The organism is Qipengyuania sp. B-5, from assembly GCF_056857815.1.
In genome coordinates this window covers 266,343-278,583 of the sequence record NZ_JBSXNU010000053.1, presented here as the reverse complement: position 1 = coordinate 278,583, position 12,241 = coordinate 266,343, and the positions used below count along the sequence as shown (strand labels likewise).

The 12,241-nt window shown below is 58.9% G+C and carries 10 protein-coding genes; 9 read left to right on the top strand and 1 reads right to left on the bottom strand.

The annotated features are described in order from the left end of the window. Positions 1-247: IS200/IS605 family transposase (gene tnpA, locus AC13CE_RS13620; protein WP_482972685.1), on the top strand; the 247-nt coding region annotated here is incomplete at its 5' end. Between the two features lie 69 nt (positions 248-316). Beyond that, positions 317-952 (top strand): class I SAM-dependent methyltransferase, encoded by a 636-nt coding sequence (locus AC13CE_RS13615; RefSeq protein ID WP_482972684.1) that lies wholly within the window; start codon positions 317-319, stop codon positions 950-952. 54 nt (positions 953-1,006) lie between these two features. On the opposite strand, the gene AC13CE_RS13610 is transcribed toward AC13CE_RS13615, so the two are convergent. Next, the gene (locus AC13CE_RS13610) at positions 1,007-3,712 is read right to left on the bottom strand and encodes an Rne/Rng family ribonuclease (protein ID WP_482972683.1); all 2,706 of its coding nucleotides are present in this window, start codon (positions 3,710-3,712) and stop codon (positions 1,007-1,009) included. A 438-nt stretch (positions 3,713-4,150) separates the two neighbouring features. Here AC13CE_RS13610 and AC13CE_RS13605 point away from each other — a divergent pair, with 438 nt between their 5' ends. From AC13CE_RS13605 to AC13CE_RS13575, 7 genes are all read left to right on the top strand, one after another. After that, entirely contained in the window at positions 4,151-5,014 is an 864-nt protein-coding gene (locus AC13CE_RS13605; RefSeq protein ID WP_482972682.1) for an N-acetylmuramoyl-L-alanine amidase family protein, read from the top strand. A 63-nt stretch (positions 5,015-5,077) separates the two neighbouring features. After that, a complete protein-coding gene (locus tag AC13CE_RS13600) occupies positions 5,078-7,585 on the top strand; it encodes a penicillin-binding protein 1A (RefSeq protein WP_482972681.1) in 2,508 nt (835 codons plus the stop codon). A gap of 74 nt (positions 7,586-7,659) precedes the next feature. Next, entirely contained in the window at positions 7,660-8,787 is a 1,128-nt protein-coding gene (gene prfB / locus AC13CE_RS13595) for a peptide chain release factor 2 (protein WP_473822371.1), read from the top strand. Then, entirely contained in the window at positions 8,784-9,482 is a 699-nt protein-coding gene (locus tag AC13CE_RS13590) for a class I SAM-dependent methyltransferase (RefSeq protein ID WP_473822372.1), read from the top strand. Before prfB ends, AC13CE_RS13590 begins: the two co-directional genes overlap by 4 nt. Positions 9,483-9,619: 137 nt before the next feature. Then, positions 9,620-10,129: a bifunctional 3-hydroxydecanoyl-ACP dehydratase/trans-2-decenoyl-ACP isomerase gene (gene fabA / locus AC13CE_RS13585; RefSeq protein WP_221539922.1), complete on the top strand. Its 510-nt coding sequence runs from the start codon at positions 9,620-9,622 to the stop codon at positions 10,127-10,129. Between the two features lie 9 nt (positions 10,130-10,138). Further along, positions 10,139-11,368 (top strand): beta-ketoacyl synthase N-terminal-like domain-containing protein, encoded by a 1,230-nt coding sequence (locus AC13CE_RS13580; protein ID WP_482972680.1) that lies wholly within the window; start codon positions 10,139-10,141, stop codon positions 11,366-11,368. 38 nt (positions 11,369-11,406) lie between these two features. Then, positions 11,407-12,195: an enoyl-ACP reductase FabI gene (locus AC13CE_RS13575; protein ID WP_247710428.1), complete on the top strand. Its 789-nt coding sequence runs from the start codon at positions 11,407-11,409 to the stop codon at positions 12,193-12,195. The last annotated feature ends 46 nt before the right edge of the window (positions 12,196-12,241 follow it).

The following is a 12,241-nucleotide window of genomic DNA, read 5'->3' as shown; positions in this document are numbered from 1 at the left end:
CGATCACGTCCATATGTTCGTTGAAATCCCACCGCATATCTCGGTCAGCGACTTCGTGCGCCGGGTCAAGGGGCGGTCCTCGCGCAAGATCCAGCAGGAGTTCGAGCATATCCGCAAGCGCTACTGGGGCCAGCGCTTCTGGCAGCGTGGCTACTTCTCAACCACGTCCGGAAACATCACCGACGATATCATCATGCGCTATCTCGACCGCCATACCCACAAGCAAGGCTTCAGCCCTTCGCCATGAACCTACCGGCGTCAGCCGGTCAGTCATTCAGCGCTAAGCTCACCTCGTGCGAATCGCGCGGGAGAGACTATGGGGATTAAGCGCTTTTACGATGCGCATTTAATGCCGCGACTGATCACATTTGCATGTGGTCAAAAGGGAATCGAGAAGCGGCGCCGGGAAGTAATACCTTTGGCCGAAGGGCGCGTATTCGAACTGGGTTGTGGCGGCGGGCTTAATCAGGCGCTTTATGACAGGGCGAAGGTAACCGACTTCGCGGGTATCGATCCTCATCCAAAATTACTTGATGGTACGCGCGAGCGAACACGAGCGATGGGCTTCGCAAGCGATATTCGCGAAGGTGTCGGTGAGGAAATACCCTTTCCCGACGGTAGTTTCGACACTGCCGTGTGCACATATACGCTTTGTTCGGTTCAGGACCCCGAGAAGGTATTGAGCGAACTTCGCCGTATCCTCAAACCGCAAGGCAAGTTGCTCTTTCTGGAGCATGGCAAGGCACCGGATGCCGGTGTCGCGCGATGGCAGAAACGGATCGAACCGTTTTGGAGCCCGTTTGCCGGGGGGTGCCATCTGACCCGTCCGATCGGCGCATCGTTGCGTGGTGCGGGTTTCGAAGTCGAGCCCTTCGGCCAAGCCTATCTCGAAAGCACTCCCAAAGCCCTGGGTTGGATGGAATGGGGAGTGGCCCGGCGGGCAGGAGCCTGAACCTTTGCCTCCATCCCCGGGCGGCTCGGATGCCGACCGGGGATGAAACGTTTGTCATTCGCCGAAGGTGCGTTGCCACCAACCGCGTTTCGGCGCGGCAGTCTCCTTGGGCTCGGCGTTGTCTTCGACCTTTGGCGGCGCGCTCGGCGTGGGTGTAGATACGGAATCCTCGGCTTTGGATTTGCCGGCAGTCTGCGTATCATCCGACTTTTCTTGCGCTTTCTTGCGACGAGTACGCTTGGGCTTTTCTACCACTGCCTCGGCCGCGTCCGCTTGTGCTTCGCTTTCGACTTCAGCCTTTTTCCTACGCGTGCGCTTGGGCTTCGGAGTCTCTTCCGCGGCCTCATCTACAGCTTCGCTATCAGCCTTTTTCTTGCGAGTGCGCTTGGGCTTCTCTGCCGCCGGTTCTTCGGTCTTGGCTTCATCAGCCTCTTGTTCGGTAGGTTCAACGACCTTCTTCTTGCGCCGTGGAGCACGTTTCTTGGGCTTTTCCTCGGCAGCTTGCGGAGCATCGTCGGGGCCCGCGACTACAGCCATATCGTCGGCCACCTGCTCGGAAACTTCCTCAAGCTTCTCAGGGCCGTCTGACTTCTGCTCGTCGTTACCGTTCTCGCCCCGACCTCGGCCGCCCCGGCGGCGGCCACCACGGCGACGACGCTTTTTGGGCTTATCGTCCGAGTTTTCGTTTTCGGAATCGCCTTCCTGGTCGGTGTCGCTTTCGGATTCACCGGACTCGTCGCTCTGATCGCGATCCTTGTTGCGACCTCGGCCACCACGACGCCGACGACGCTTTCTGCGTGGCCGATCATCTTCGCTATCTTCTATGTCGGAGCTATCGACATCATCGTCTTCGTCCGCGTCGTCACTTTCGATGACGTCGTCCTCAACGAGGGCTTCAAATTTCGGTGTGTCTTTTGGCTTCGGCCCATGGCTAGAGACGCTCATCTTTGCGCCTTCGTCTTCACCTTCTGGAACCACTTCCACTATGACGCCATAGCGGTCTTCGATCTCGACGAGTTCCGCGCGCTTTTCGTTGAGCAGATAGACCGCTGCTTCGGTGCTGGCGGCAAGGCGGATTTTCGTGCCTTTGCCCTTGGCTGCCTCTTCTTCGATTAAGCGCAGCGCTGACAAGCCTGCAGAACTCGCGGTACGAACAAGACCAGTGCCGTCGCAATGCGGGCACTCACGCGTGGTCGCTTCAAGCACTCCGGTGCGCAAGCGTTGACGGCTCATTTCCATCAAGCCGAAACTAGAGATGCGTCCCACCTGGATCCGCGCCCTGTCGTTCTTGAGCGCATCCTTCATGGCCCGCTCGACCTTGCGAGTGTTCGAATGATGCTCCTGGTCGATGAAGTCGATGACCACCAGGCCGGCCATGTCGCGCAGGCGCAACTGCCGCGCGATTTCCTTGGCCGCTTCCAGATTGGTCGAAAGCGCGGTCTGTTCGATATTATGCTCCTTGGTGGAGCGACCGGAGTTGATGTCGATGGAAACCAGTGCTTCGGTTGGGTTGATCACGAGGTAACCGCCCGACTTGAGCTGGACCACCGGGTCGTACATCGCCTTGAGCTGGTCTTCGGCGCCGTAGCGTTGGAACAGCGGTACGGGGTCGGCGTATTGCTTCACGCGCCGGGCATGGCTGGGCATGAGCATTTTCATGAAAGCCTTGGCCGACTTGTAGCCTTCTTCACCCTCGACGACGACTTCCTCGATTTCTCGATTATAGATGTCTCGTATAGCCCGCTTGATCAGGTCGCTATCCGAATGGATCAGGGCAGGGGCGGCGGACGCAAGGGTATTCTCGCGAATCTCGTCCCAAAGCCGGGCGAGATAATCGAAGTCGCGCTTGATCTCGGTCTTTGTGCGGGAAAGACCGGCGGTGCGCACGATCAAGCCCATGGTTTTGGGCAGCTTGAGATCGCTTACCACCTGCTTCAGACGCTTCCGGTCGCTCGCCGAATTGATCTTTCGGCTAATGCCCCCGCCATGGCTGCTATTCGGCATCAGCACGGTATAGCGGCCGGCCAGGCTGAGATAGGTGGTTAGAGCTGCGCCTTTGTTTCCGCGCTCTTCCTTTACGACCTGCACCAACAGAACCTGGCGGCGCTGGATGACGTCCTGGATTTTGTACTTGCGGCGCAATGCCATGCGTTTCGCGCGCGCTTCGTCGACTTCCTTGGCGCGGCTCCGCCCTTTGCCCTGACGGCGTCCACGACCACGGCGTCCGCGATCCTTCGAGCGACCTCCGTTTTCGTCCTCGTCGCTTTCGTCTTCTTCGTCCTCGTCCCGGTCGAGCTGACCTTCCTCGATCGTAGCGACATCGTCCTTGTCGGAGGTATCTACCTCTTCGAGACCGTCTTCGGCGAGATCTTCAGCAAGGGCTTCGGAGCTTTCGTCATCGGCGTCGTATTCGTCACCGGGCATTTCGCCCCGCTCTTCTTCTTCGGCGCGCAGACGCTGTTCTTCCTCGGCGACCTCAGCTTCCGCTGCCAGCAGGGCTTCACGATCTTCCTTCGGAATCTGGTAATAATCAGGATGGATTTCGCTGAAGGCGAGAAAACCGTGTCGGTTGCCGCCAAAGTCGACGAAGGCTGCCTGAAGAGACGGTTCTACCCGTGTAACCTTCGCCAGATAGATGTTGCCCTTGATCTGCCGTTTGTCGGCGGATTCGAAATCGAATTCCTCAATCCGGTTTCCCTTGAGGACCGCCACCCGGGTTTCTTCCTGGTGGCGCGCGTCGATTAACATGCGCGTTGCCATTGATAATTCTCCATGCGCTGCGGGGCGGGCTACTCCCGCCAAACCTGCTGCGCCTTATTGTAGGAAATCCGCTTTCCCCCGAAGGGTTTGCGGCATTTGGAAGCCAGCAAGTCGCATAGGCGAGAAGCTGGTGATTCGTGTCTGCGAGCCCGCCCTGAACCGATTTACGGCCCGTCCGTTTCCACGGCACGGCAAGACGGTGAACCGCCTGCATACTATCGGCCGGAAGGGAGAGAAGCGTGTCCTGCATCAACCTGTACTATCGAAGCCGCGGCCGGAATGGCGACGGCATCCTCGGGAGAGTGACCCTCTTCGTCGCGAATGGAGCGCGCCGATCGGAGGCACGGATTTTCCGAGTACCTGTTCGCTAGCACCGTGGGTATCACTCGGCAACTATATTGCGCCGTTCGTGTCTTCACCCCTAACCATAGGCCTGCAATGAAAGGCCCATTCCCGCTTTTAGCGATCACGCTGTTGCCTCTTGCCTTGATCGGAGGGCTGGTGATGCTTGCGTGGGGTGCAGGTGTCGTCGGGCAGGGCGCAGGGTTCGTAGCTCGCATTGAATTGCCGCGTGGAAATAGCCCTGTAGACTTGCCTGAGATCAAGGGTGACTCCTCGCTGCCTTTAATCGTTATCGATGCAGGGCACGGCGGTCATGATCCGGGAGCATCGGCTCGCGGCTATGTGGAGAAGGATCTCGTCCTGGAGCTGGCACGAGCTTTGCGCGACGAGGTGGAGGACAGAGGCATAGCCAGGGTTGCGCTCACACGGGATAACGACACCTATCTGCTTCATGAAGAACGGTACCGCATAGCTCAGCGTCTCGATGCGGATCTATTCCTGTCGCTCCATGCCGATAGTGCGGGCAGCCAGAATGAGGTTGCAGGAGCGAGCATCTATACGCTGTCGCTGGAAGCTTCGAGCCGGGCAGCAGCCCTGTTCGCCCAACGCGAGAATGCTTCAGACACGCTCGATGGTGTGGACCTGTCACGGCAGGATGAGAGGGTCAGCGATATCCTCGTTGAACTTTCGCAGAGACGAACCCAGGAGCAATCGAACCTGTTCGCATCGCTGATCGAGCGGGAAGGGCAGGGCATTATCCAGTTTCATCCACAGGCGCGACGTTCCGCTTGGCTGGCCGTCCTGCGCGCTCCGGACGTTCCTTCCGTGCTCTACGAAAGCGGCTTCATTTCCAACGAGGGCGACACAATGCGCCTCGCTTCCGAAGAGGGACGACTTGCTTTCGCTGAGGTTATGGCTCGAGCGATTGGAGCTTACCTGGCACGCCAAGAGGACAATTGATCGCAGGGCGAGATTCTTGTTCTGGCATTGTCCAGAAAGCGCGTGCTAAGGCCGACCGCAATTATGGTTGCCATTCCCAAACTGGAATATGTCCGACAGCGCCTGACGGGTGATCCTGCGCGTTTTCTCGCATGGATGCGCGATAATTGGCATGAAAGTCGGCGCCTGCGCGTGCTCACCTATCTTATTGGCATCGGTCTTATTTTCCTGGTGCTGGCCTGGGCTTCGCTTGCGCGAAATTTGCCGGAAGCCGACTCGCTGCTCGAATATGAGACCCCGCTGCCCACAGTAGTCCGCGGCGTGGATGGCGAGATTGTGCACTCCTATGCACGCGAGAGGCGCGTGCAGCTGCAATACGTCGATTTCCCGCAGCAGATGATCGAGGCTTTTCTTTCGGCCGAGGACAAGACCTTTTTCAGTCACGGCGGGGTCGATTTCACGGGAACGCTGAACGCCGTGGTCGATTACGCCACGAAATTCGGTTCCGGCGAGCGAGCCGTGGGCGGATCGACCATCACCCAGCAAGTGGCGAAGAACCTTCTTTTGGGAGACGAATATTCGGTCACCCGCAAGCTCAAGGAAATGATTCTCGCACAGCGCATTGAACAGGTTCTGACCAAGCAGGAGATTCTTGAGCTCTATTTGAATGAAATCCCGCTCGGTCGCCGCAGCTTTGGTGTTCAGGCCGCAGCCCGCGCCTATTTCGACAAGGACGTCGACGACCTGGAGCTACATGAAACCGCGTTTCTTGCCATTCTTCCCAAAGCACCTGAGCGCTATGGTCGAGCACGCTACGAGGATCTGGCGATCGAGCGTCGAAATTTCGTTCTCGGTCAGATGGTTGCGAATGATTTCATAACCTCCGCGGAAGCAGAAGCAGCCAAGCGACAGCCTCTCGGTCTGGTACAGCAGCGCACTGAACGCTCTGCGGACGCAGGCTATTTTCTGGAAGAAGTTCGCCGCCAGTTGATCGACCGGTTCGGGGAAACTGCAGATGACGGGTCGAACAGTGTCTATGCAGGCGGGCTATGGGTGCGTACCTCGCTGGACGTCGAATTGCAGGACGCTGCCCGTGACGCTTTGCGCGCGCAGCTTCTGCGTTATCACGGTAACCGTGGGTACACCGGCCCGATCGCGACACTCAATCCGGACAATGGAGACCTGCACGGACAGCTTCTTTCCTCCAACATTTCGATCAATTACGAGAACTGGCGCATCGGTGTTGTCACCGAAGCCGGCTCTTCGCCCAAGATTGGCCTGACCAACGGCGAAGATTACGATCTATCGGGTGCCCCATCCTCTATAAAAGTTGGCGATGTCGTCGCCGTAGAGGAATCAGGCAGCGGCTATCGGATAAGGGGTGTGCCGGAAGTGTCGGGTGCGTTTCTTGCCGCGTCGCCCAAGACAGGGCGAATTCTGGCTATGCAGGGTGGTTTCGACAGTCGTCTCGGCAGCTTCAATCGTGCGACGCAGGCGCTGCGCCAACCAGGCTCGACGATCAAGCCTTTCGTTTACGCAGCTGCCCTGGATCACGGTATGACTCCTGCCACTATGGTGCCCGACCAGACCTTCTGCGTCTGGCAAGGTGCCAACCTCGGTGAAAAATGTTTCCGGAATTTCGGTGGCGGTGGTGGCGGTGAACACACCATGCGCTGGGGCCTTGAACAGAGCCGGAATCTGATGACGGTTCATATTGCCGACGACACCGGCATGCAGAATGTCACAGAGACGATCAAGCGGCTCGGCATCGGTGATTACGAGCCTTATTATTCCTTCGCGCTGGGAGCTGGCGACACGACCGTTGCAAAAATGGTCAATGGCTATGCTGCGCTCGCCAATTGGGGCCGCCAGCATGAGGGATCGGTCATCGATTATGTGCAGGACCGGCGCGGCAAGGTCATATATCGAAGTGACAATCGCGAATGCGTAAGTTGCAACATGGACGAGTGGGACGGACAACCGATGCCTCGCTTCGAGCCGGGCGGAAGACAGGTGCTGGACCCGCGCACGGCTTTTCAGGTGGTGCATATGCTGCAGGGCGTAGTGACCCGCGGCACAGCCGTTCGTCTGCGCAGCCTCGAACTGCCGCTTTTCGGAAAGACGGGGACTACGAATGGCCCGACCAACGCTTGGTTCGTAGGCGGCACACCCGATATTATCGCCGGCATGTATGTAGGCTTCGACCAGCCTCGCAATCTGGGCGGATGGGTACAGGGCGGCAATACCGCTGCGCCAATCATGAAACAGTTCATCGAACAGACGCGTGAGCGCTGGACTTCGGATGATTTTATCGCACCGCCCGGGATCAGAATGGTCAAGATCGACCGGCGTACCGGCAAACGCGTATTCGACGGATCGCCGAGTAACGATCCGACGGCCGCGGTTATTTGGGAGGCGTTCAAACCCGATACCGAGCCAGCGCGTTCTACCCGATCCGATGAACTGGCTGCCCGTCGTAGCGAGATTCTTGAACTCATCCGCCGGGCGCGAGAGGGCGTGCGCGGAAGCCGCACCGAAGGGCGGTTCGAACAGCCCTCTGACTTCGTCGAGGATCAGGGCGGCATTTACTAGCTGGCTCTCGACCTAACTTTACAATCGTCGTCCGAGCGCTAGGTGGGCGGACTAATCGTTTGAGGAATTGAATTATGCGTGCCGAAGGGCAGGCCTATATCGACCGTATCGAAGCTGCACTTGCTCTCGTACGCCAGTCGCTGGATTGGGAGCGTGCACTTCGTCGCCTGGACGAGCTAGACGCACGTGTACAGGATCCCACCCTTTGGGATGATCCGAAGCAGGCCCAGGCCATCACCCAAGAGCAAAAACGTCTCGAAACCGCGATCAATACCGTCCGCGAAATCGAGAGCGAAATGGGCGATGCGATCGAATTCGTCGAAATGGGTGACGCCGAAGGCGACGATGAGGTGGTCAAGGACGGCCTCACGAGCCTGGCAGCGCTTGCCGATCGTGCCGATCGAGACAAGGTGCAGGCCTTGCTTTCCGGAGAAGCCGATGGGAATGACACCTACATCGAAATCCACGCCGGGGCCGGTGGTACCGAGAGTCAGGACTGGGCGGAGATGCTCTTCCGGATGTATGGCCGCTGGGCAGAGCGTCGCGGTTTCAAGGTAGAGACGGTCGAATACCAGGCCGGCGATCAGGCCGGGATCAAAAGCGCGACTCTGCTTCTCAAGGGAGAGAATGCCTATGGCTATGCAAAGACCGAAAGCGGCGTGCACCGCCTCGTCCGCATCAGCCCATATGACAGTTCTGCCCGTCGTCACACCAGCTTCAGTTCGGTCTGGGTCTATCCTGTGATCGACGACGATATCGATATCGAGATCAATCCTTCCGACCTCAAGATCGATACCTACCGCGCGTCCGGCGCAGGCGGACAGCACGTCAACACGACCGATTCTGCCGTGCGCATAACGCACCAGCCTACCGGTATCGTCGTCGCGAGCCAGAACGACCGCAGCCAGCACAAAAACAAGGCTACGGCCATGAACATGCTCAAGGCGCGGCTATTCGAGCGCGAGATGGCAGAGCGCGAGGCTGCGGCATCGGGCGAGTATCAGGAGAAGAGCGAGATTGGGTGGGGGCACCAGATCCGCAGCTATGTTCTTCAGCCCTATCAGATGGTCAAGGACCTGCGGACCGGAGTACAGTCGCCCACTCCCGACGATGTGCTCGATGGCGCGCTCGACCCGTTCATTTCGGCTGCGCTCGCCCAGCGCGTGACAGGCGAGAAGATCGAGGTGGAGGATACCGAGTGACGCGGCGTGCGCCGTTCCTGTTTCTTGCTTCGCTGCTGGCGTCGGCGTGTGTGGAGCAGCCGGAAGACGAACCGCTGTTTCCCGAACCTGATCGGCCAGTGTCGGAGATTGGATCCAACCAGTTTTCTACCGAGGATCAGCGCGACAGCCGCGGAGAGGCCCAGACAGTCATGGACCTTGCCGAAATCACACCAGGAATGACCGTGGCTGATATCGGTGCGGGCAACGGCTACTATACTGTTCGCCTGGCCGACCGGGTCGGTGCCGACGGTCGCGTGCTTGCGCAGGATATCGACCAGAGGGCTCTGGACCGCCTCGGCCGCCGCGTCGAACGCTACAGGCTGGACAATGTCTCGATCCGCCGTGGCGAACTTGCTGATCCTAAACTGCCCGACAACAGCTTCGACCGCATCTTCATGGTCCACATGTATCACGAGATCGGCCAGCCTTACGAGTTCCTCTGGCGCATGTGGCCTGCCTTGCGAAGCGAAGGGCAGGTCATTGTGGTCGATATCGATCGACCTACCGATCAGCACGGCATTGCGCCGAAGCTGCTGTTTTGCGAGTTCGAACAGGTGGGATTCAAGCTCGTGGAGTTCGTCGAGCGCCCCGATCTTAACGGGTATTTCGCACGCTTCGAACGCGCCGAAACGCGTCCCGACCCTGAAGCGATCACTGCTTGTCCCAACACCTGACATACCCTGCTCGAAAGCCTCTTTCGCCAACTCAGGCACTGCCAATCAAACGAAATTTCCTGCGCCCTTTTCAGTGTCAGGACGGGGTGCTAGGCGCAGCCTCAAATAGTACGCAAAGGTGAGGAGTACCGTCTGGGATGGCAAATTTCCCGACCAGTTTTGACCGTGACGATCTGCTGAAGTGCGCGCGGGGCGAGTTATTCGGTCCTGGCAACGCACAATTGCCCGAGCCGCCGATGCTGATGATGGACCGGATTACCGATATTTCCGGCGATGGCGGCCCCCATGGCAAGGGCCATGTGGTCGCGGAATTCGACATCAAACCGGACCTGTGGTTCTTCGAATGCCATTTCCCCGGCAATCCGATCATGCCCGGCTGTCTTGGCCTGGATGGGCTGTGGCAGCTTACCGGTTTCAACCTGGGCTGGCGTGGCTGGGAAGGGCGCGGCTATGCGCTCGGTGTCGGTGAGGTCAAGCTGACGGGCATGGTGCGGCCCGATCGCAAGATGCTCACTTATTACGTGGATTTCACCAAGGCGATTCAAACCCGTCGCTTAACGATGGGTGTGGCCGACGGCCGTGTAGAGGCCGATGGCGAAGTCATCTATCAAGTCAAAGATATGAAAGTCGCCTTGTCAGAGGCGTGAGAGGATAACATGCGTCGAGTCGTCGTAACCGGTCTGGGGATCGTCTCCTCGATTGGCAATAATGCCGCCGAAGTGCTGGCCGCGCTGAAAACGGGCAAATCCGGCATTACCTTCAACGAAGAAATGGCCGAACATGGCTTCCGCTCGCAGATTGCTGGGGCGGTCGACCTCGACGTTTCCGAGCATGTGGACAAGCGCACCCTGCGCTTCATGGGGCCCGGTGCGGCCTACGCCCATATTGCCATGGGGCAGGCCATTGCCGATGCCGGGCTGGAGGAAAAGGACGTCATCAACCCGATGACCGGCCTTATCGCCGGATCGGGCGGCCCCTCCACCTCGGCCATGCTTGCGGCCCACCAGACGGTGCTGAAGACCGGCGCGACCAAGCGCATCGGACCGTTTGCTGTGCCCAAGTGCATGTCCTCCACCGTGAGCGCCAACCTTGCCACGGCCTATCAGATCAAGGGCATGAACTTTTCCATTACTTCGGCCTGTTCCACCTCGCTGCATTGCATCGGCATGGCGGCACAGCAGATTGCGATGGGTAACCAGGACGTGATGTTCGGCGGCGGTGGCGAAGAACTGGACTGGACGCTGTCGTGCCTGTTCGATGCCATGGGTGCGATGTCGAGCAAATATAATGACACGCCAGAACGTGCCTCGCGCGCTTTCGATGCGGACAGGGATGGCTTCGTGATCAGCGGTGGCGGCGCCATTGTGGTTCTGGAAAGCCTCGAGCATGCTCAGGCACGCGGCGCGAAAATCTACGCCGAAGTTACCGGCTTCGGCGCTACGTCGGACGGGGCTGACATGGTTGCTCCTTCGGGCGAGGGCGGGGAGCGTGCCATGCGCGGCGCGCTTCGCACGCTCGGCGAGGATCGCAAGGTGAGCTATATCAACGCGCATGGCACCTCGACGCCCGTGGGCGATGTAGGCGAGATAGAGGCGGTGCGCCGGGTATTTGGCGAAGGTGCGATCCCGCCGGTTAGTTCGACCAAGTCTATGACCGGACACAGCCAGGGGGCTACTGGCGCACAGGAGGCGATCTACTGCCTGCTGGCACTGGAGCATGACTTCATCATTCCTTCGATCAATGTCGAAACACTCGATCCGGCACTGAAACCGAAAGAAATCGCGACCGAGATGGTCGCGGATGCCGGACTCGATACGGTGATGACCAATTCCTTCGGATTTGGCGGCACTAATGGTTCAATGCTGCTGTCGAAATTTCACGGGTGAATCAAGGTTGTGATCCCTATAGTTAAGGTAGATTGAAAATGGGCGTTCTGGCAGGAAAACGCGGTCTTGTGATGGGTGTGGCCAATGATCGGTCAATCGCCTGGGGGATCGCCAAGGCTTGTTCCGACGCAGGCGCTGAGCTCGCTTTTTCCTATCAGGGCGACGCGTTCCAGAAGCGGGTGGAACCGCTTGCCAAGAGTGTTGGTTCGGATTTCCTGCTCGATGTGAATGTCACCGACGATGCCTCGCTCGACGCTGCTTTCGGTGCCTTGCAGGATCGATGGGGTAGGCTGGATTTCGTGATCCACGCCATCGCCTATTCCGATAAGTCGGAACTGACGGGCCGTATTCTCGACACCTCGCGGGCGAATTTCAGGAATTCCCTGGATATTTCCGCCTACAGCCTAATCGAAATCTCCCGCCGCGCCCATCCGATGATGGTGGAACATGGCGGCACGGTGCTGACACTGAGCTACATGGGCTCCAACCGCGTAGCGCCGAATTACAATGTGATGGGCGTGGCCAAGGCGGCGCTTGAATCGGCGGTACGTTATCTGGCCAACGACCTTGGGCCTGAAGGCATTCGCGTCAACGCGATCAGCCCCGGGCCGATGAAAACGCTGGCCGGCTCGGCCATCGGCGGTGCGCGCAAAACCTTCAAGCATACCGAGGCCAACGCGCCGCTACGCGCCAACGCCACGTTGGAGGCGGTGGGCGGCACGGCAGTCTACCTTTGTTCGGACGCTGGAGCCTGCACCACCGGCGAGATTATCCGCGTGGATGGCGGCTTCCACGTTCTGGGCATGCCGCAACACGACAATCTGTGAGCGGCGCTGGCCTCGGACACGGAGCGAGCTCAAACTAAGGCTGGGT